The sequence below is a fragment of the Streptomyces sp. CB02366 genome, assembly GCF_001905905.1.
Lineage (GTDB): Bacteria > Actinomycetota > Actinomycetes > Streptomycetales > Streptomycetaceae > Streptomyces.
Map to the genome: position 1 here is coordinate 298,640 of NZ_LIVT01000005.1, position 20,617 is coordinate 319,256.

A 20,617-nucleotide genomic window follows, 5' to 3' on the forward strand; every position below is an offset into this window, starting at 1 on the left:
ACCGAGCCTTCCCCTCCCGGGGGTGCGTGCCGGGCCCGAGCGCGACGGTAGCGTGTGGGCCCGTGACCGTAACCCTCATCGTCTGGATCGTCGTCGCCCTCGTCGCGATCGGCGTGTACCTCAGCTGGACCGCCGGCCGGCTCGACCGCCTGCACTCCCGGATCGACGCGGCCCGCGCCGCCCTCGACGCCCAACTCCTGCGCCGCGCCTCGGTCACCCAGGAGCTGGCCACCTCCGGCGTCCTGGACCCGGCCGCCTCGATCCTCCTGTACGAGGCCGCGCACGCCGCCCGGCAGGCCGAGGAGGACCACCGGGAGGTGGCGGAGAGCGAACTGAGCGCCGCCCTGCGCGCGGTCTTCGGCGAACCGGTCCAGGTGGACGCGGTGAAGGAGGTCCCCGGTGGCGAGGAGGCGGCCACCGAACTGGCCGCCGCCGTACGCCGCGTGCCCATGGCCCGGCGCTTCCACAACGACGCCGTACGCGCCGCCCGCGCCCTGCGCCGCCACCGCACCGTCCGGCTCTTCCGACTGGCCGGGCACGCGCCGTTCCCGCTCGCCGTCGAGATGGACGACGCCCCGCCGGTGGCCCTCGCGGACCGGCCCGGCACCTGAGCGGAGGGCCGGAAGCCCGGGCCCTCCGCGACCGGGCGCCGGGCCCTCCACGACCGGTGCTCCCACACTCAAAACGATCCACGGCCTGTCCATTGGCCCTTGCTGTGGCCTGGTCCCGGGGCGTTTGCTCGGCGGTGCAGAGTTCAGCGTCTTTCACCGAGTGAGGTCCCGTGTCCACGCTTCCCAGCACCCCGCAGTCCGCCGATTCCCCCGCCACCGGCACCGCCCGCGTCAAGCGCGGCATGGCCGAGCAGCTCAAGGGCGGCGTGATCATGGACGTCGTCGACGCCGAGCAGGCGAAGATCGCCGAGGACGCGGGCGCCGTGGCCGTCATGGCCCTGGAGCGGGTTCCGGCCGACATCCGCAAGGACGGCGGCGTGGCCCGGATGTCCGACCCCAACATGATCGAGGAGATCATCGGGGCCGTCTCCATCCCCGTCATGGCCAAGTCCCGCATCGGCCACTTCGTCGAGGCCCAGGTGCTCCAGTCCCTCGGCGTCGACTACATCGACGAATCCGAGGTCCTCACCCCGGCCGACGAGGTCAACCACAGCGACAAGTTCGCCTTCACCACCCCCTTCGTCTGCGGCGCCACCAACCTGGGCGAGGCCCTGCGCCGGATCGCCGAGGGCGCGGCCATGATCCGCTCGAAGGGCGAGGCCGGCACCGGCAACGTCGTCGAGGCCGTCCGCCACCTGCGCCAGATCAAGAACGAGATCGCGCGGCTGCGCGGCTTCGACAACAACGAGCTGTACGCCGCCGCCAAGGACCTCCGCGCCCCCTACGAGCTGGTCAAGGAGGTCGCGGAGCTGGGCAAGCTGCCCGTCGTGCTGTTCTCCGCCGGCGGGGTCGCCACCCCGGCCGACGCCGCGCTGATGCGCCAGCTCGGCGCCGAGGGCGTCTTCGTCGGCTCCGGCATCTTCAAGTCCGGCGACCCGGCCAAGCGCGCCGCCGCGATCGTGAAGGCCACCACCTTCTACGACGACCCGAAGGTCATCGCGGACGCCTCCCGCAATCTGGGCGAGGCCATGGTCGGCATCAACTGCGACACCCTGCCCGAGTCCGAGCGCTACGCCAACCGCGGCTGGTAACCACTGATGAGCGACACCCCCCTGATCGGCGTCCTCGCGCTCCAGGGCGACGTACGGGAGCACCTGATCGCCCTGGCCTCGGCGAACGCCCTGGCCAGGCCGGTCCGGCGCCCCGAGGAGCTGGCCGAGGTGGACGGCCTGGTCATCCCGGGCGGCGAGTCCACCACCATGTCCAAGCTGGCCGTGCTCTTCGGGATGCTGGAGCCGCTGCGCGAGCGCGTGCGGGCCGGGATGCCGGTCTACGGCACCTGCGCGGGCATGATCCTGCTGGCCGAGAAGATCCTCGACCCCCGCTCGGGCCAGGAGACCGTCGGCGGCATCGACATGATCGTGCGACGCAACGCGTTCGGTCGGCAGAACGAGTCGTTCGAGGCCGCGGTCGAGGTCGCGGGCGTGGAAGGCGGCCCGGTGGAAGGCGTGTTCATCCGCGCGCCCTGGGTCGAGTCCGTCGGGGCCGGAACCGAGGTCGTCGCCGAACACGACGGGCATATCGTGGCCGTCCGGCAGGAAAACGCCCTCGCCACCTCGTTCCACCCCGAACTGACCGGCGACCACCGCATGCACGCCCTGTTCGTGGACATGGTGCGCGCGGTGAAGTGAGCGGATCCCGGTAGGATCTCTCGGGTTCTACTCGATTTTGGTGACGCGAAGGAGAAGGCAGATGTCCGGCCACTCTAAATGGGCTACGACGAAGCACAAGAAGGCCGTGATTGACGCCAAGCGCGGCAAGCTCTTCGCGAAGCTGATCAAGAACATCGAGGTCGCGGCCCGCTCCGGCGGCGTCGACCCCGACGGCAACCCCACGCTCGTCGACGCCATCCAGAAGGCGAAGAAGAGCTCCGTCCCGAACAAGAACATCGACTCCGCGGTCAAGCGCGGCGGCGGTCTCGAAGCGGGCGGAACCGATTACGAGACGATCATGTACGAGGGTTACGGCCCCAACGGTGTCGCGGTGCTCATCGAGTGCCTCACCGACAACCGCAACCGCGCCGCCTCCGACGTACGCGTCGCCATGACCCGCAACGGCGGCTCCATGGCCGACCCGGGCTCGGTCTCGTACCTGTTCAACCGCAAGGGCGTCGTGATCGTGCCCAAGGGGGAGCTGACCGAGGACGACGTCCTCGGCGCGGTCCTCGACGCGGGCGCCGAGGAGGTCAACGACCTCGGCGAGACCTTCGAGGTGGTCAGCGAGGCCACCGACATGGTCGCGGTGCGCACCGCCCTCCAGGAGGCGGGCATCGACTACGACTCCGCCGAGGCCAGCTTCCTGCCCACCATGCAGGTCGAGCTGGACGAGGAGGGCGCCCGCAAGATCTTCAAGCTCATCGACGCGCTGGAGGACAGCGACGACGTGCAGAACGTCTTCGCCAACTTCGACGTGTCCGACGAGGTCATGGAGAAGGTCGACGCCTGACGGCACGGCCGGCAGGTCTTCACGCGACGGGCCGACGGGGCACTCCCCGCCGGCCCGTCGTCCTGTGGGTGCGAGGGTTTGTCAGTCCGAGCCGATAGCCTGCGGGAACAGATGATCGAGCGGGCGCGTCGCGCGTCGGCCACGACCGAGGACAGGGGGCCCCTATGCGGGTTCTGGGCATCGACCCGGGGCTGACCCGGTGCGGCGTCGGCGTGGTCGAGGGGGTCGCCGGACGACCGCTGACCATGATCGGCGTCGGCGTCGTGCGCACCCCCGCCGACGCCGAGCTGGGCGACCGGCTCGTCGCCGTCGAGCGCGGCATCGAGCAGTGGCTCGACGAACACTCCCCGGGCTTCGTCGCCGTCGAGCGCGTCTTCGCCCAGCACAACGTCCGCACCGTGATGGGCACCGCCCAGGCCAGTGCGGTCGCCATGCTCTGCGCCGCCCGTCGCGGCATCCCCGTCGCCCTGCACACCCCCAGCGAGGTCAAGGCCGCCGTCACCGGCTCCGGCCGGGCCGACAAGGCCCAGGTGGGCGCGATGGTGACCCGGCTGCTGCGGTTGGACGCGCCGCCCAAGCCGGCCGACGCCGCCGACGCGCTGGCCCTCGCGATCTGCCACATCTGGCGGGCCCCCGCCCAGAACCGGCTCCAGCAGGCCGTCGCCGCCCACCGCGCGCCCCGGGCGGCCGGCCCCCTCGGCGCGTCGCGGACCCCGGGAGCCGCCCGCACACCGCGCGGGTCCGCCGCCCCGGGCGCCCCCCGCTCCACCGCCGCCCCCGGAGCTACCGGCACGCCCGGCGATCCCGCCGCCCCCGGGCCCACCGGCACGTCCGGGGCCTCCAGCACCCCCGGCACCTCCAGCACCCCCGGCACGCCCCGCACGCTGAAAGGCCGCATCGCATGATCGCCTTCGTCTCCGGCCCGGTGGCCGCCCTCGCTCCGACCACGGCCGTCATCGAGGTCGGCGGCATCGGCATGGCCGTCCAGTGCACCCCGCACACCCTCGCCGGCCTGCGCGTCGGCAAGGAGGCCCGGCTCGCCACCTCGCTGGTCGTCCGCGAGGACTCCCTCACCCTGTACGGCTTCGCGGACGACGACGAGCGGCAGGTCTTCGAACTCCTCCAGACCGCCAGCGGCGTCGGCCCCCGCCTCGCCCAGGCGATGCTCGCCACCCACAGCCCCGACGCCCTGCGCCTCGCCGTCTCCACCGGCGACGAGAAGGCGCTGACCGCCGTCTCCGGCATCGGGAAGAAGGGCGCCCAGAAGCTGCTCCTGGAGCTCAAGGACCGCCTCGGCGAACCGGTCGGAGCGCACACCGGCCGGCAAGGCGTCGGCGCCCCCGTCACCTCCGGGTGGCGCGACCAGCTCCAGGCCGCGCTGATCGGCCTCGGCTACGCGAGCCGCGAGGCCGACGAGGCCGTCAACGCCGTCGCCCCGCAGGCCGAGGCCGCCGTCGCCGAAGGCGCCGCACCCCCCGTGCCGCAGCTCCTGCGGGCCGCCCTGCAGACTCTCAACCGCGCACGCTGACCGGCACCGAACCACCGAAGAGGCCCCGAAATGAACTGGGACGAGACCGGACCCGAGACCGACGAGGCGACCGGCCCGGTCTTCGACGACCGGCTGGTCGACGCCGGCCACCTCGACGGCGAGGACACCGCGGTGGAGGCGGCCCTGCGCCCCAAGGACCTGGAGGAGTTCGTCGGCCAGGAGACGGTCCGCGAACAGCTCGACCTGGTCCTCAAGGCCGCCCGGGCCCGGGGCGCCACCGCCGACCACGTGCTGCTCTCCGGCGCCCCCGGTCTCGGCAAGACCACCCTCTCGATGATCATCGCCGCCGAGATGAACGCCCCGATCCGTATCACCTCGGGCCCCGCCATCCAGCACGCCGGCGACCTCGCGGCGATCCTCTCCTCCCTCCAGGAGGGCGAGGTCCTCTTCCTCGACGAGATCCACCGCATGTCCCGGCCCGCCGAGGAGATGCTGTACATGGCGATGGAGGACTTCCGGGTCGACGTCATCGTCGGCAAGGGCCCCGGCGCCACCGCGATCCCGCTGGAGCTGCCGCCGTTCACCCTGGTCGGGGCCACCACCCGGGCCGGGCTGCTGCCGCCCCCGCTGCGCGACCGCTTCGGCTTCACCGGCCACATGGAGTTCTACGCCCCCGCCGAGCTGGAGCGGGTCATCCACCGCTCCGCCCGCCTCCTCGACGTCGGCATCGACGCGGAGGGCGCGGCCGAGATCGCCGGCCGCTCCCGGGGCACCCCCCGCATCGCCAACCGGTTGCTGCGCCGCGTCCGCGACTACGCCCAGGTCAAGGCGGAGGGGACGATCGACCGGGAGATCGCGGCGGCCGCCCTCAAGGTGTACGAGGTTGACGCCCGCGGACTCGATCGGCTGGACCGCGCCGTCCTCGGCGCCCTGCTGAAACTGTTCGGCGGCGGCCCCGTCGGCCTGTCCACCCTGGCGGTCGCCGTGGGCGAGGAGCGGGAGACCGTCGAGGAGGTCGCCGAACCCTTCCTCGTACGGGAAGGGCTGCTGGCCAGGACACCGCGCGGCCGGGTCGCCACCCCCGCGGCCTGGGCACACCTGGGACTGGTCCCGCCGGCCCACGGAGCAAAGGGACAACAGGGTTTGTTCGGGGCGTGAGCCGTCGCGGGTTCGCCCGCACGGGAACCGGGGTGCCATGCTGGGCGTTGTTCCATCGATGCGGACTCGCTTAGACTCCGCCGATGCCGCCCTTACCGGTCGGTGTACCCACCCCCGTATATACAGGCCGCATTCCAGCGCGGTCGTGCGAAGGAATTCCCGTCCCGTGGATATCTTGACTTTCCTCCCCTTCATCGTGCTCATCGGGGCCATGTTCCTGATGACCCGCTCCGCCAAGAAGAAGCAGGCGGCGGCCGCGCAGATGCGCAACGACATGCAGCCCGGCACCGGCGTCCGGACGATCGGGGGCATGTACGCGACCGTGAAGGAAGTCCACGACGACACCGTCCTCCTCGAGGTCGCCCCGGGCGTGCACGCCGTCTACGCGAAGAACTCCATCGGCGCCGTCCTGGACGACGCGGAGTACAACCGCATCGTGCACGGCGACGACCCGGAGCTGGACACGGACGACGCCGTGGTCCCCGACGACGCGTCCTCGCTCACGGGTGACGCGGAGGTCGCCAAGATCGACCTGGGCAAGGACGACGACGCCTCGGAGGACGCCCCGGCCAAGGACGTCAAGGACGTGAAGGACGCCAAGGACGAGGGCAAGACCGACGGCGAAGCCGACACCAAGTAGTTCTCACGATCCCGGGGACGTCGCGCGCCCACCGGCGCGCGGCGTCCCCGGGACCGTGCGGTCGTCTGCGGGGGCGGGGTCCCCACTACATTTCGTGGCCGTTCCGACGCGTACCCGGCGCGGGGCGGTTGGACAGGGAGAAACGAGAAGGTGGCAGCACCCAAGAAGGGCCGAGGGCCGTCCGGCGGTCATGGCCGACCGGGGCGTGCCCTGGCTCTGATCCTCATCGCCATGATCGCGCTCGTCGGCGGGATGTTCCTGTCCGGGCACACCACGCCCCGGCTGGGCATCGACCTCGCCGGCGGTACGTCGATCACGCTGGAGGCGCAGAACCAGCCCGGCAAGCCGAACGCGATCAACCCGACCAATATGGACACAGCGGTCGGGATCATCGAGCGGCGAGTCAACGGGCTGGGCGTCTCCGAGGCTGAGGTTCAGACCCAGGGCTCCAAGAACATCATCGTCAACATCCCCAAGGGGACGAACTCCAAGCAGGCCCAGGAGCAGGTCGGCACCACCGCCCAGCTCTACTTCCGGCCCGTTCTGACGGTGCAGGCGAGCGGCCCCGAGGCGCCCACGCCCTCCGGCTCCGCCACCCCCAAGCCCGGCGAGTCCGCCCAGGGCGGGGAGAAGGAGAAGGACAAGCCCGCGGGCGAGGAGGCCACCGGCACGGAGGCCACCCCCTCGGCGAGCGCCACCACCCAGGGCCGCGCGGTCACCGGCGCCCTGACCAAGGACGACCCGACGCCCGGCGCCTCCGACAAGCCGAAGGCGTCCGGGACCCCCCCGGCGACGCCGCCGGCGGACCCGGCGACGGCCAAGCTCCAGAAGGAGTTCGCCGAGCTCGACTGCACGGACCCCAAGCAGCGGACCGAGGCGGGCAAGAACGCCAAGGCCACCGACACCATCGTCGCCTGCGGTTCCAACGTTCCGGGCAGCTACGAGAAGTACATCCTCGGCCCCGCCGAGGTCTCCGGCAGCGACGTCGACGACGCCAAGGGCGCCATCGACCAGCAGACCGGTGAGTGGATCGTGTCGATGGAGTTCACCTCCGCCGGCGCCAAGAAGTTCCAGACGATCACCGGCCGGCTCTCGCAGCAGCAGCCGCCGATGAACCAGTTCGCGATCGTCCTCGACGGAGAGGTCGTCTCCGCTCCCTCGGTCCGCACCGCGCTCAGCAAGAACGCCCAGATCTCCGGCAACTTCACGCAGCAGTCGGCCGAGGACCTCGGCAACATCCTGTCGTACGGCGCCCTGCCCCTGACCTTCAAGGAGGTCAGCGTCACCACGGTGACCGCGGCGCTCGGCAGCGAGCAGCTCAAGGGCGGACTGATCGCCGGCGCCATCGGTCTGGCACTCGTCGTCGTCTACCTGGTCGTCTACTACCGGGGCCTCGCGTTCATCGCGCTCCTGAGCCTCCTGGTCTCCGGCGTCCTGACGTACACGATCATGGCCCTGCTGGGCCCGGCCATCGGCTTCGCGCTGAACCTCCCGGCGGTCTGCGGCGCCATCGTCGCCATCGGCATCACAGCCGACTCGTTCATCGTCTACTTCGAACGCGTCAGAGACGAGATCCGCGAGGGACGCACGCTCCGTCCGGCCATCGAGCGCGCCTGGCCGCGCGCCCGTCGCACCATCCTGGTCTCCGACTTCGTCTCGTTCCTGGCCGCCGCGGTGCTCTTCATCGTCACCGTCGGCAAGGTGCAGGGCTTCGCCTTCACCCTGGGGCTCACCACCCTGCTCGACGTCGTCGTGGTCTTCTTCTTCACGAAGCCCCTCATGACGCTCATGGGACGGACGAAGTTCTTCTCCCGGGGCGGCTCGTGGTCCGGACTGGACCCGAAGCGGCTCGGCGCCCAGCCGCCGCTGCGCCGCTCGCGCCGTGTCAACGCCCCCACCGAACCGAAGGAGGCGTGAGATGTCGCGACTCGGCAATCTCGGCGCCCGGCTCTACCGCGGCGAGGTCGGCTACGACTTCATCCGCAACCGCAAGATCTGGTACGGCATCTCGATCCTGATCACCATCACGGCCATCATCGGCGTGGCGGTCGGCGGGCTGCGGATGGGCATCGAGTTCAAGGGCGGCGCGGTCTTCACGACCGACACCAAGGCCCGGATCTCCACCGCCCAGGCCACCGACGTGGCGACCGAGGCGTCCGGCCACATGGCGATCGTCCAGGAACTCGGCAACGGCGGTCTGCGCATCCAGATCACCGAGGTCGACACCGCCAAGGCCAACGAGATCAAGGAGACCCTCTCCGACGAACTCGGCATCCCGGCCAACGACATCAACGCCGACCTGGTCGGCCCCAGCTGGGGCGAGCAGATCGCGAACAAGGCGTGGACCGGCCTCGGCGTCTTCATGGTCCTGGTGGTGATCTACCTGGCCATCGCCTTCGAATGGCGGATGGCCGTCGCCGCCCTGGTCGCGCTGATCCACGACATCACCATCACGGTCGGCGTCTACGCCCTGGTCGGCTTCGAGGTCACGCCGGGCACGGTGATCGGTCTGCTGACCATTCTCGGTTACTCCCTGTACGACACGGTGGTGGTCTTCGACAGCCTCAAGGAGGGCCAGAAGGACATCACCAAGCAGACCCGCTTCACCTACAGCGAGATCGCCAACCGGTCGATCAACAGCACCCTGGTCCGCTCCATCAACACCACCGTGGTGGCGCTGCTGCCGGTGGCCGGTCTGCTGTTCATCGGCGGCGGCGTCTTCGGCGCGGGCATGCTGAACGACATCTCGCTCTCGCTGTTCGTCGGTCTCGCCGCCGGCGCCTACTCCTCGATCTTCATCGCCACGCCGCTCGTCGCCGACCTCAAGGAACGCGACCCGCAGATGAAGGCGCTGAAGAAGCGGGTGCTGGCCAAGCGGGCCGCCGCGGCCGCCAGGGGCGAGTCCCCGGAGGACGGGACCGAGGACCCGCGCGACACCGCCGAGACGGCGGGCACCGCGGCGATCGGCCGCCCCCGGTCCCACGGCCGCACCCCCGGGAAGCACTGAGCGATGACGAGCACCACCGAACCCCTCCGCGAACTGCTGCTCAGCCGGATCCGCGATGTCGCGGACTACCCGAAGCCGGGCGTGATGTTCAAGGACATCACCCCGCTGCTCGCGGACCCGGTCGCCTTCACGGCGCTCACCGACGCCCTCGCGGAGCTGTGCGTACGCCACGGCGCCACGAAGGTCGTCGGGCTGGAGGCGCGCGGTTTCATCCTGGCCGCGCCCGTCGCGGTCCGGGCGGGCCTCGGCTTCATCCCGGTCCGCAAGGCCGGGAAGCTCCCCGGAGCCACGCTGAGCCAGTCCTACGAGCTGGAGTACGGCAGCGCCGAGATCGAGATCCACGCCGAGGACCTCGACCCGGCGGACCGGGTCATGGTCATCGACGACGTCCTGGCCACCGGCGGCACCGCCGAGGCGTCGCTGGAGCTCGTCCGGCGGGCCGGCGCCCGGGTCGCGGGCGTCGCGGTCCTCATGGAGCTCGGCTTCCTCCCGGGCCGGGCCCGGCTGGAGCCGCACCTGGCCGGCGCCCCGCTGGAGGCCCTGATCACGGTCTGATCCAGGGCCGCGGTCCGGCGACGGACACCGAGCACACCTGAACGGGCACCCGGACACACCGGGTGCCCGTTCTTCGTCGTCCCGTCTCCCGCCGTCCCCGGGCGAGGTCCCGCCGGGGGATCGATACCATGGGCTCTCCGGGTACCCCGGATCCGCACGAGGAGCGCTCTTGCCAGACGAGGCCCAGTCAGCCGCCGCCCCGCAGCCCGAGAAGCCCGTGGCGGCTCCCGCCACGCCGGACAAGGCCGCGCCCTCGAACGCGCCGGAGCCCGCGCCCGCCGACGCCGCGCGCCCCCCGGGGACGCCGCCGCCCGCCAAGCCGGCCGCCCCCGAAGCCCCGCCGAACCCGGCCGGGACGACGGGCCCGGCGCAGCCGCCGGCCAGGAAGCCCGCCCCCGCCGCGCCCAAGCCCCCGCCCCCCGGGCCCCCCGCGAAGTCCGGAGCCGTTGCCGGCTCCGGCTCCCGCTCCGGCGGCTCCTCCAACCGCGTACGGGCCCGCCTCGCCCGACTGGGCGTACAGCGCTCCAGCCCGTACAACCCGGTCCTGGAGCCCCTCCTGCGGACCGTCCGGGGCAACGACCCCAAGATCGAGACGGCCACGCTCCGCCAGATCGAGAAGGCCTACCAGGTCGCCGAGCGCTGGCACCGGGGCCAGAAGCGCAAGAGCGGCGACCCCTACATCACCCACCCGCTGGCCGTGACCACGATCCTCGCCGAGCTGGGGATGGACCCGGCGACGCTGATGGCGGGCCTGCTGCACGACACCGTCGAGGACACCGAGTACGGCCTGGACACCCTGCGCCGCGACTTCGGCGACCAGGTGGCCCTGCTCGTCGACGGCGTCACCAAGCTGGACAAGGTCAAGTTCGGCGAGGCCGCCCAGGCCGAGACCGTGCGCAAGATGGTGGTCGCCATGGCCAAGGACCCCCGGGTCCTGGTGATCAAGCTCGCCGACCGGCTGCACAACATGCGCACCATGCGCTACCTCAAGCGGGAGAAGCAGGAGAAGAAGGCCCGCGAGACGCTGGAGATCTACGCCCCGCTGGCGCACCGGCTGGGCATGAACACCATCAAGTGGGAGCTGGAGGACCTCGCCTTCGCGATCCTCTACCCCAAGATGTACGACGAGATCGTCCGCCTCGTCGCCGAGCGCGCCCCCAAGCGCGACGAATACCTCGCCATAGTGACCGACGAGGTCCAGGCCGACCTGCGCGCCGCCCGCATCAAGGCCACCGTCACCGGCCGCCCCAAGCACTACTACAGCGTCTACCAGAAGATGATCGTGCGGGGCCGCGACTTCGCCGAGATCTACGACCTGGTGGGCATCCGCGTCCTCGTCGACACCGTCCGCGACTGCTACGCGGCGCTCGGCACCGTCCACGCCCGGTGGAACCCGGTCCCGGGGCGGTTCAAGGACTACATCGCGATGCCCAAGTTCAACATGTACCAGTCGCTGCACACCACGGTGATCGGGCCCAGCGGCAAACCCGTCGAACTGCAGATCCGCACCTTCGACATGCACCGCCGCGCCGAGTACGGCATCGCCGCCCACTGGAAGTACAAGCAGGAGGCCGTCGCCGGCGCCTCCAAGGTGCGCACCGACGTCCCCCGGAACACCGGGCGCGGCCAGGACACCGTCAACGACATGGCGTGGTTGCGCCAGCTCCTGGACTGGCAGAAGGAGACCGAGGACCCCAGCGAGTTCCTGGAGTCCCTGCGCTTCGACCTCTCGCGCAACGAGGTCTTCGTCTTCACGCCGAAGGGCGACGTGATAGCGCTGCCCGCGGGGGCGACCCCCGTCGACTTCGCGTACGCCGTCCACACCGAGGTCGGCCACCGGACCATAGGGGCACGCGTCAACGGGCGGCTCGTCCCGCTCGAATCGACGCTCGACAACGGAGACCTGGTCGAGGTCTTCACCTCCAAGGCGGCCGGGGCCGGGCCCTCCCGGGACTGGCTCGGCTTCGTCAAGTCGCCGCGCGCCCGCAACAAGATCCGCGCCTGGTTCTCCAAGGAGCGCCGCGACGAGGCCATCGAGCAGGGCAAGGACGCCATCGCGCGCGCCATGCGCAAGCAGAACCTGCCGATCCAGCGCATCCTGACCGGCGACTCCCTGGTCACCCTGGCCCACGAGATGCGCTATCCCGACATCTCCTCGCTGTACGCGGCGATCGGCGAGGGCCATGTCGCGGCGGCCGGCGTCGTCCAGAAGCTGGTCCAGGCGCTCGGCGGCCACGACGAGGCCAACGAGGACATCGCGGAGTCCACCCCGCCCTCCCACGGCGGTCGCGGCAAGCGCCGCGCCAACGCCGACCCCGGCGTCGTCGTCAAGGGCGTCGAGGACGTCTGGGTCAAACTCGCCCGCTGCTGCACGCCCGTGCCCGGCGACCCGATCATCGGCTTCGTCACCCGGGGCAGCGGCGTCTCCGTCCACCGCGCCGACTGCGTCAACGTGGAGTCGCTGTCGCAGCAGCCCGAGCGCATCCTCGACGTCGAATGGGCCCCCACCCAGTCCTCGGTCTTCCTGGTCGCCATCCAGGTCGAGGCGCTGGACCGCTCCCGGCTGCTCTCCGACGTCACCCGGATCCTCTCCGACCAGCACGTCAACATCCTGTCGGCGGCCGTCCAGACCTCCCGCGACCGGGTGGCCACCTCGCGCTTCACCTTCGAGATGGGCGACCCCAAGCACCTGGGCCACGTCCTGAAGGCCGTGCGCGGGGTCGAGGGCGTCTACGACGTCTACCGGGTCACCTCGGCCCGCAGGCCGTAGCGGACGACGTAGAGGCCCCCGGTACGCGACGCGTACCGGGGGCCTCTACGTCAGCGGCCTTCGGGGTCCGTCTCAGCCGCCGAACTCCTCCAGGCCCTTCAGCGCCTGGTCCAGCAGCGCCTGACGCCCCTCCAGCTCCTTGGCCAGCTTGTCCGCGCGCGCGTTGTCGCCCCGGGCTCGCGCGGTGTCGATCTGGCCGCGCAGCTTGTCCACGGCGGCCTGCAGCTGACCGGTCAGACCCTCGGCGCGGGCCCGCGCCTCCGGGTTCGTCCGGCGCCACTCGGCCTCCTCGGACTCCAGGAGCGCCCGCTCCACCGCCTGCATCCGGCCCTCGACCTTGGGACGGGCGTCACGCGGGACGTGGCCGATGGCCTCCCAGCGCTCGTTGATCGACCGGAACGCGGCGCGGGCCGCCTTCAGGTCCTTCACCGGCACCAGCTTCTCGGCCTCGTCGGCGAGCTCCTCCTTCAGCCTGAGGTTCTCGCCCTGCTCGGCGTCCCGCTCCGCGAAGACCTCGCCGCGGGCGGCGAAGAAGACGTCCTGGGCGCCGCGGAAGCGGTTCCACAGGTCGTCCTCGGCCTCGCGCTGGGCGCGGCCCGCCGCCTTCCACTCGGTCATCAGGTCGCGGTAGCGCGCGGCCGTGGCCGCCCAGTCCTGGGAACCGGACAGCGCCTCGGCCTCGGCGACCAGCTTCTCCTTGGCCTTGCGGGCCTCCTCGCGCTGGGCGTCCAGTGCGGCGAAGTGGGCCTTGCGCCGCTTGGAGAACGCCGAGCGGGCGTGCGAGAAGCGGTGCCACAGCTCGTCGTCCGACTTGCGGTCGAGGCGGGGGAGACCCTTCCAGGTGTCCACCAGCGCCCGCAGCCGCTCACCGGCCGACCGCCACTGCTCGCTCTTCGCCAGCTCCTCGGCCTCGGCGACCAGCGCCTCCTTGGCCTGCTTGGCCTCGTCGGCCTGCTTGGCCTTGAGGACCTTGCGCTCCTCGCGCCGCGCCTCGACCGTCGCGACGAGCGCGTCCAGCCGTGTGCGGAGCGCATCCAGGTCGCCCACCGCATGGTGCTCGTCGACCTGCTGCCGCAGATGGTCGATGGCGGCCGTCGCGTCCTTCGCCGACAGGTCGGTGGTCTTCACCCGCCGTTCGAGGAGGCCGATCTCGACCGCCATGCCGTCGTACTTGCGCTCGAAATAGGCCAGAGCCTCCTCGGGGGAACCGGCCTGCCACGATCCGACGACCTGCTCGCCCTCGGCTGTACGCACGTACACGGTGCCCGTCTCGTCGACGCGGCCCCACGGGTCGCTGCTCACAGCGCCTCCTCCACCTGATGCCTGCGAGGGGGTTCGCCCCCGGGCATCGTCCACAGTTTCCTGGGGCGGGCACCGCCCGCCCTGCACAACGTCAATCTAGGCGACCGGCCGCCCGGCTGTCCGCACTCCGCGAGGCCGAAATTATTCGCTCGGGCGGGGAAGGGCCCCCGCCCGAGCGAAGGCCCTTCCCGACGGTCGCCCTCCCGTGCGGCTCAGCTCTTCTCGACGGTCGCCTTCTCCACGGTCACGGCCTTCTTCGGGGCGCCGTCGCCGGCCCCGCCCTCGACGCCGGCCTCGCCGACCTTCTGGACGGCCTTGAGCGAGGCGTCGTCCATCGTGCCGAACGGGGTGTACGTGGGCGGGAGCTTCGTCTCCTTGTACACCAGGAAGAACTGGCTGCCGCCGGAGTCCGGCTGGCCGGTGTTGGCCATCGCCACCGTGCCGGGCGGGTAGACGACGGAGCCGTCGGCGCCGGCCTTGCCGAGCGCGTCCAGGTTCTCGTCCGGGATGGTGTAGCCCGGTCCGCCCGTGCCGTCGCCCTTGGGGTCGCCGCACTGGAGCACGAAGATGCCCTGGGTGGTCAGACGGTGGCACTTGGTGCCGTCGAAGTAGCCCTTGTCGGCGAGCGCCTTGAAGGAGTTCACCGTCTGCGGGGTCTTCGCCGCCTCCATCGAGAACCCGATGTCGCCCTGGCTCGTCGTGAGCGACATCGTGTACGAGGCCTTCTTGTCGATCTTCATCGGCGGCAGCGGAGCCTTGCTCTCGCTCTCCGAGGGCTCCGGAGAGGGGCTCTGGCTCGACGCGGTGTCGCTCTTCTTGTCCTTGTCGTCGTCCTTGCCCGCCACGACGAACGCGCTCACACCCACGACGGCGATCACGGCCACGGAAGCGGCGACGATCGCGGTGATGCGCTTCGTCCGGCGGCGGGCCTCCTCCCTGCGCTTCTGCTGGCGCTCGAACTTCTCCCGGGCGAGCTGCCGCCGCCGCTGTTCGCTGCTGGACACCGGTTGGGCTCCTTGTTACGTCGTGAGGATGAGGGCGTGAGCTGCCCGTACCGTATATGGGTTACCTGTGTGATGAGGAGCGCCGGTAGGCTCTGATCCGCCGCATCCTCCGCCGCGGCCGCATCCTCCGCCGAACATTAAGGACGATCGTGCTCATTGCCGGGTTCCCCGCCGGGGCCTGGGGGACCAATTGCTATCTGGTCGCCCCCGCCGCCGGTGAGGAGTGCGTGATCATCGACCCGGGCCACCAGGCCGCCCAGGGCGTCGAGGAAGCGCTGAGGAAGCATCGGCTCAAGCCCGTCGCCGTCGTGCTCACCCACGGCCACATCGACCACGTCGCCTCGGTGGTCCCCGTCTGCGGCGCCCATGACGTCCCCGCCTGGATCCACCCCGAGGACCGCTACATGATGAGCGACCCGGAGAAGGCGCTCGGCCGCTCCATCGGGATGCCGCTCATGGGCGAGCTGACCGTGGGGGAGCCGGACGACGTCAAGGAACTGGCCGACGGCTCGAAGCTGACCCTGGCCGGCCTGGAGTTCGGCGTCTCGCACGCGCCCGGCCATACCAAGGGGTCGGTGACGTTCGGGATGCCCGAGGCCGCGGACGTTCCGCCGGTCCTCTTCTCGGGCGACCTGCTCTTCGCCGGCTCCGTCGGACGCACCGACCTGCCCGGCGGCGACCACGCCGAGCTGCTCGAGTCGCTGGCCCGCGTGTGCCTGCCGCTCGACGACTCGACCGTGGTGCTGTCCGGCCACGGCCCCCAGACGACCATCGGCCGCGAGCGCGCCTCCAACCCGTTCCTGAACGGTCTGGACGCGGCGCCGCGCCGAGGACTGTAGACGAGAGACGTATCCACGTGAGCACCTTTCAGGCCCCCAAGGGCACGTACGATCTGACCCCGCCCCGTTCCGCGACGTTCCTGGCGGTGCGCGAGGCCATCTCCGCGCCCCTGCGCGACTCCGGCTACGGCTACATCGAGACGCCCGGCTTCGAGAACGTCGAGCTCTTCGCGCGCGGTGTCGGTGAATCCACCGACATCGTCACCAAGGAGATGTACACCCTCACCACCAAGGGCGGCGACCAGTTGGCGCTGCGACCCGAGGGCACCGCGTCCGTCCTGCGCGCCGCCCTGGAGGGCAACCTCCACAAGGCGGGGAACCTCCCCGTCAAGCTCTGGTACTCCGGCTCGTACTACCGCTACGAGCGTCCGCAGGCGGGCCGCTACCGCCACTTCTCGCAGGTCGGCGCGGAGGCCATCGGTACCGAGGACCCGGTCCTGGACGCCGAGCTGATCATCCTCGCCGACCAGGCGTACCGCTCCCTGGGCCTGCGTCAGTTCCGCATCCTGCTGAACTCGCTGGGCGACAAGGAGTGCCGTCCGGCCTACCGCGAGGCGCTCCAGACCTTCCTGCGCGACCTGGACCTCGACGAGGAGACCCGCCGCCGCATCGAGATCAACCCGCTGCGCGTCCTGGACGACAAGCGGGCCGACGTGCAGAAGCAGCTCACCGGCGCCCCGAAGCTCCGCGACCACCTGTGCGACGCGTGCAAGGCGTACCACGAGGAGGTCCGCGCGCTGCTCACGGCGGCCGGGGTCGCGTTCGAGGACGACGAGAAGCTGGTGCGCGGCCTGGACTACTACACCCGCACCACCTTCGAGTTCGTCCACCACGGTCTCGGCTCGCAGTCGGCGGTGGGCGGCGGCGGGCGGTACGACGGCCTGTCCGAGATGATCGGCGGCCCCGCGCTGCCGTCCGTGGGCTGGGCGCTCGGGGTGGACCGCACGGTCCTCGCGCTGGAGGCGGAGGGCGTCGAGCTCGATCTGCCCGCCCCCACCAGCGTGTACGCGGTCCCGCTCGGCGAGGAGGCCCGCCGGGTGCTGTTCGGCGTCGTCACCGAACTGCGCCGCGCGGGTGTCGCCGCGGACTTCGCGTTCGGCGGCCGGGGGCTGAAGGGCGCGATGAAGAGCGCCAACCGGTCGGGCGCGCGTTACACCCTGGTGGCGGGCGAGCGCGATCTCGCCGAGGGAGTCGTCCAGCTCAAGGACATGGAGTCCGGCGAGCAGAGCGCGGTGCCGCTGGCCGAGGCCGTGGCGGAGCTGACGAAGCGGCTCGGCTGAGGACCGGGCGGCCCGGCCGGCGGAGCGGTCCGGCCCCGAGGGGCCGGGCGGTTCGGCCGGCCGGACCGTGCACGGGGCGCTGCCGCCGGGACCGTCGCGTCCCGGCGGCAGCGCCTTTCCGTCTTCCGTCAACCCGGTGAACGGTGATTCATCCTTGACGGTGCGATCCCTCGGGGGTCGCGCGTGCCCCGCGCCGGGCGTCCGGTGAGGGGGAGCCGTGCATCGTCCGTCGTCGGGGCCCCGCACCGCCGGGGGCCGGCCCGTCGAGGGCGTTCATCGACGGACATCTTTATGTTCATCGAACGGTTGTGCCGGGCGGGGGTGCGGCACAATGACCTTGCCCGGTTGACCACTCGGTGATGGAACGGCGATATGACGACTGCAGCGGTAGACCACCCCCTCTCCTCCGACCAGGACGAGGACGGCGGCAAGCGCGCCTTCGGGGCCGGCCGCGGTCTCGCCCTGCTCCTGGTGATCACCGGCGCGGCCGGAGTGCTGGCCGCCTGGGTCATCACGATCGACAAGTTCAAGCTGCTGGAGGACCCCTCCTTCACCCCGGGATGCAGCCTCAACCCCGTCGTCGCCTGCGGCAACATCATGAAGAGCGAGCAGGCGTCGGTGTTCGGGTTCCCCAACCCGGTGCTGGGCCTGGTCACGTACGGCATGGTCGTCGCCATCGGGATGGGGCTGCTCGCCGGCGCACGCTTCCGCGGCTGGTTCTGGCTCGGACTGAACGCCGGGACGCTGTTCGGCGTCGGCTTCTGCACCTGGCTCCAGTACCAGTCGCTGTACAACATCAACTCGCTCTGCCTGTGGTGCTGCCTGGCCTGGGTCGCCACGATCGTCATGTTCTGCTACGTCACCACCCACAACGTCAAGAACCGCGTCCTGCCGGCCCCGGCCTGGCTGCGGAACGGGCTCACCGAGTTCCCGTGGGTGCTTCCGGTGCTGTGGATCGGGATCATCGGCATGCTGATCCTGACCCGCTGGTGGGACTTCTGGACCAGCTGAGTACGGCCCGGGGGACCGGTCCGCCTCCGCGGACCCGCGGGTGGCCGTCGTCTCCGGAGCCGACGAGCGCCTCCGAAAATCCGTAGCTGGTTCTGTCGGCGGGGTCGCTTACGCTTCATGACGTGGAGCCCGACCTCTTTACCGCAGCAGCCGAAGACCGCCAGGAGAAGGACCCGTCCAGCAGTCCTCTCGCCGTCCGGATGCGTCCGCGCGTCCTCGACGAGGTGGTCGGCCAGCAGCATCTGCTGAAGCCGGGATCGCCCCTGCGCCGTCTCGTCGGCGAGGGCGTCGGCGGCCCCGCCGGGGCGTCCTCCGTCATCCTCTGGGGCCCGCCCGGCACCGGTAAGACGACGTTGGCGTACGTGGTCAGCAAGGCCACCAACAAGCGGTTCGTCGAGCTCTCCGCGATCACCGCGGGCGTCAAGGAGGTCCGGGCCGTCATCGAGGGCGCGCGCCGCGCCACCGGCGGCTTCGGCAAGGAGACCGTCCTCTTCCTGGACGAGATCCACCGCTTCTCCAAGGCCCAGCAGGACTCCCTCCTCCCCGCCGTGGAGAACCGCTGGGTCACCCTCATCGCCGCCACCACGGAGAATCCGTACTTCTCGATCATCTCGCCGCTGCTCTCGCGCTCCCTGCTGCTCACCCTGGAGCCGCTGACCGACGACGACCTGCGCTCCCTGCTGCGCCGCGCGCTCACCGAGGAGCGGGGCCTCGGCGGAGCGGTCGCCCTGCCGGAGGACGCCGAGGCGCATCTGCTGCGCATCGCGGGCGGCGACGCCCGCCGCGCACTGACGGCGCTGGAGGCCGCGGCGGGCGCGGCCATCGCCACGGGGGAGGCGGAGATCACCCTGGAGACGGTCGAGGCGACCGTGGACCGCGCGGCCGTGAAGTACGACCGCGACGGCGACCAGCACTACGACGTGGCCAGCGCGCTCATCAAGTCGATCCGCGGCTCCGACGTGGACGCGGCCCTGCACTACCTGGCCCGGATGATCGAGGCGGGGGAGGACCCGCGGTTCATCGCCCGGCGGCTGATGATCTCGGCCAGCGAGGACATCGGCCTGGCCGATCCCACCGCTCTGCCGACCGCGGTGGCCGCCGCCCAGGCGGTGGCCATGATCGGTTTCCCCGAGGCGGCGCTCACCCTCAGCCACGCCACCATCGCCCTGGCGCTCGCCCCCAAGTCCAACGCGGCGACGCTGGCGATCTCCGCCGCACAGGACGATGTGCGCAGGGGGCTCGCGGGGCCCGTCCCGGCCCACCTGCGCGACGGCCACTACAAGGGCGCGGCCAAGCTCGGCCACGCCCAGGGGTACGTCTATCCGCACGACGTGCAGGGCGGTATCGCCGCCCAGCAGTACGCTCCGGACGCGGTGCGCGACCGGCGGTACTACACCCCCACCCGCTACGGTGCGGAGGCGCGGTACGCGGACGTGGTCGAGCGGGTCCGCGAGCGCCTCGGCCGCGTCGGCGACGGGTCGGACCCGACGTAGGGCGACCGGCTCACCCCTCGTGACACCCCCCCCCGCTGGCCCGGCGGCCCCGGGGAGGACCGGCTCAGAGCGCCGCCGCCTCGAAGAGGGTGTGCAGGGCGCGGCGCAGCTCCGTGACGTCGCGCACCGGCTCGGGGAAGTCGAAGCGGGCGTCGAAGCAGGAGCCCCGGCCCTCGATGAAGCGGACCCGCAGCCCGAAGCGGTCCAGTGCCAGGGGCACGGCGTTCGGCCGGTCCGGCCTGTGGGCGGGGGCGGCGCGCTCGCCCAGCAGCCCGCCCAAGGCGCGCATCCGCTCGTCGTGGGAGGAGGCCAGGTGCTGGAGCAGCTCCGCCTCGTGGGCGGCCAGCGGATCGGGGACCGCGTCCCGGAAGTCCTCCGCCTCGACGTCCTCGGCGCCCCAGAGGTCGTCCACGTACGCCTCGCCGAACTCCAGGCGCAGAGCCATCCGGCCGGGCCCGGCGATGCCGGGGACGCAGGTGAGCCAGCCGGAGATCCAGGCGCGGCCCCGGACGCGGTGCGGTACGGAGACCGGGGCGACGTCCGTGATCTCCAGCACGGCGGTCACCTCGTCGTCCTGCGCGTGCGTCGCGGCCCGCACGGCCGGGGAATTCGCCGGGAATTCGAGGAACACGTCGCCTTCGGGCCCCACGTGCCTGCTGTCCGGGAGCAGCGGCTCCGCACGGGCCGGATCCAGCCCCGGTACGACGAGCAGCGCGGAGCAGGTACTCTGTACGAGAGTTCGTGTGCGCTCGGCTGCTGACGGCATCCGAGTGTTTTCTGGCCCGCTGGGACGCGGCTGACCACGATCTGATCGGCCTTCCGTCGTAGCAGCATCCTCCTTCGAGGTGCTGCCGCTGTCTGTGCTGTCCGTGACGTGAGTGGTGTTCCCAGGGCGAGACATGCGATCTCCTTGAGTAAGGTAAGCCTAACCTAACCTAACCTACAACGGAGGT

18 protein-coding genes and 1 pseudogene are annotated in these 20,617 nt (G+C 71.3%); 16 read left to right on the forward strand and 3 right to left on the reverse strand.

The annotated features are described in order from the left end of the window. Positions 1 to 62: 62 nt before the first annotated feature. The 12 genes and pseudogenes from AMK24_RS18390 to AMK24_RS18445 all read left to right on the forward strand — a co-directional run bounded on the left by AMK24_RS18390 (position 63) and on the right by AMK24_RS18445 (position 12,735). Complete coding sequence (locus tag AMK24_RS18390; protein WP_073769855.1) at positions 63 to 611, forward strand: hypothetical protein; 549 nt, start codon at positions 63 to 65, stop codon at positions 609 to 611. 170 nt (positions 612 to 781) lie between these two features. Beyond that, complete coding sequence (gene pdxS, locus AMK24_RS18395; protein WP_073769856.1) at positions 782 to 1,702, forward strand: pyridoxal 5'-phosphate synthase lyase subunit PdxS; 921 nt, start codon at positions 782 to 784, stop codon at positions 1,700 to 1,702. Positions 1,703 to 1,708: 6 nt separating this feature from the next. Further along, on the forward strand, positions 1,709 to 2,302 hold the full coding sequence (gene pdxT / locus AMK24_RS18400) for a pyridoxal 5'-phosphate synthase glutaminase subunit PdxT (protein WP_073769857.1): 594 nt from the start codon (positions 1,709 to 1,711) through the stop codon (positions 2,300 to 2,302). A gap of 61 nt (positions 2,303 to 2,363) precedes the next feature. Then, positions 2,364 to 3,116, forward strand: coding sequence for a YebC/PmpR family DNA-binding transcriptional regulator (locus tag AMK24_RS18405; protein WP_073769858.1), 753 nt, complete (start codon positions 2,364 to 2,366; stop codon positions 3,114 to 3,116). Between the two features lie 164 nt (positions 3,117 to 3,280). After that, positions 3,281 to 3,877 (forward strand): annotated as a pseudogene (gene ruvC, locus AMK24_RS18410) (crossover junction endodeoxyribonuclease RuvC); the annotation flags it as partial. 140 nt (positions 3,878 to 4,017) lie between these two features. Next, the gene (gene ruvA / locus AMK24_RS18415) at positions 4,018 to 4,644 is read left to right on the forward strand and encodes a Holliday junction branch migration protein RuvA (RefSeq protein ID WP_073769860.1); all 627 of its coding nucleotides are present in this window, start codon (positions 4,018 to 4,020) and stop codon (positions 4,642 to 4,644) included. Positions 4,645 to 4,674: 30 nt separating this feature from the next. Next, a complete protein-coding gene (gene ruvB, locus AMK24_RS18420) occupies positions 4,675 to 5,763 on the forward strand; it encodes a Holliday junction branch migration DNA helicase RuvB (protein WP_073769861.1) in 1,089 nt (362 codons plus the stop codon). A 166-nt stretch (positions 5,764 to 5,929) separates the two neighbouring features. Then, positions 5,930 to 6,403, forward strand: a complete 474-nt coding sequence (gene yajC, locus AMK24_RS18425; RefSeq protein ID WP_073769862.1) for a preprotein translocase subunit YajC — start codon at positions 5,930 to 5,932, stop codon at positions 6,401 to 6,403. 150 nt (positions 6,404 to 6,553) lie between these two features. Beyond that, positions 6,554 to 8,320 carry a protein translocase subunit SecD gene (secD, locus tag AMK24_RS18430; RefSeq protein ID WP_073769863.1) on the forward strand — a complete coding sequence of 589 codons (1,767 nt, stop codon included), beginning with the start codon at positions 6,554 to 6,556 and terminating at the stop codon, positions 8,318 to 8,320. Between the two features lies 1 nt (position 8,321). Beyond that, positions 8,322 to 9,410, forward strand: coding sequence for a protein translocase subunit SecF (gene secF, locus AMK24_RS18435; protein ID WP_073769864.1), 1,089 nt, complete (start codon positions 8,322 to 8,324; stop codon positions 9,408 to 9,410). Between the two features lie 3 nt (positions 9,411 to 9,413). After that, positions 9,414 to 9,965: an adenine phosphoribosyltransferase gene (locus AMK24_RS18440; RefSeq protein ID WP_073769865.1), complete on the forward strand. Its 552-nt coding sequence runs from the start codon at positions 9,414 to 9,416 to the stop codon at positions 9,963 to 9,965. Between the two features lie 217 nt (positions 9,966 to 10,182). Continuing rightward, entirely contained in the window at positions 10,183 to 12,735 is a 2,553-nt protein-coding gene (locus tag AMK24_RS18445) for a RelA/SpoT family protein (protein WP_199876454.1), read from the forward strand. A gap of 72 nt (positions 12,736 to 12,807) precedes the next feature. On the opposite strand, the gene AMK24_RS18450 is transcribed toward AMK24_RS18445, so the two are convergent. After that, positions 12,808 to 14,037, reverse strand: coding sequence for a DUF349 domain-containing protein (locus tag AMK24_RS18450; RefSeq protein ID WP_073769867.1), 1,230 nt, complete (start codon positions 14,035 to 14,037; stop codon positions 12,808 to 12,810). 212 nt (positions 14,038 to 14,249) lie between these two features. Further along, positions 14,250 to 15,041 carry a peptidylprolyl isomerase gene (locus AMK24_RS18455; RefSeq protein ID WP_073769868.1) on the reverse strand — a complete coding sequence of 264 codons (792 nt, stop codon included), beginning with the start codon at positions 15,039 to 15,041 and terminating at the stop codon, positions 14,250 to 14,252. Positions 15,042 to 15,190: 149 nt separating this feature from the next. Here AMK24_RS18455 and AMK24_RS18460 point away from each other — a divergent pair, with 149 nt between their 5' ends. From AMK24_RS18460 to AMK24_RS18475, 4 genes are all read left to right on the forward strand, one after another. After that, entirely contained in the window at positions 15,191 to 15,880 is a 690-nt protein-coding gene (locus AMK24_RS18460; RefSeq protein WP_073769869.1) for an MBL fold metallo-hydrolase, read from the forward strand. Positions 15,881 to 15,897: 17 nt separating this feature from the next. Next, positions 15,898 to 17,160: a histidine--tRNA ligase gene (gene hisS / locus AMK24_RS18465; RefSeq protein WP_073769870.1), complete on the forward strand. Its 1,263-nt coding sequence runs from the start codon at positions 15,898 to 15,900 to the stop codon at positions 17,158 to 17,160. 372 nt (positions 17,161 to 17,532) lie between these two features. Next, positions 17,533 to 18,171, forward strand: coding sequence for a vitamin K epoxide reductase family protein (locus tag AMK24_RS18470; RefSeq protein WP_073769871.1), 639 nt, complete (start codon positions 17,533 to 17,535; stop codon positions 18,169 to 18,171). A 122-nt stretch (positions 18,172 to 18,293) separates the two neighbouring features. After that, the gene (locus tag AMK24_RS18475) at positions 18,294 to 19,664 is read left to right on the forward strand and encodes a replication-associated recombination protein A (RefSeq protein ID WP_073769872.1); all 1,371 of its coding nucleotides are present in this window, start codon (positions 18,294 to 18,296) and stop codon (positions 19,662 to 19,664) included. A gap of 64 nt (positions 19,665 to 19,728) precedes the next feature. Here AMK24_RS18475 and AMK24_RS18480 read toward each other — a convergent pair whose 3' ends face one another. After that, positions 19,729 to 20,430, reverse strand: a complete 702-nt coding sequence (locus AMK24_RS18480; RefSeq protein ID WP_073769873.1) for a DUF2470 domain-containing protein — start codon at positions 20,428 to 20,430, stop codon at positions 19,729 to 19,731. Positions 20,431 to 20,617 lie beyond the last annotated feature (187 nt).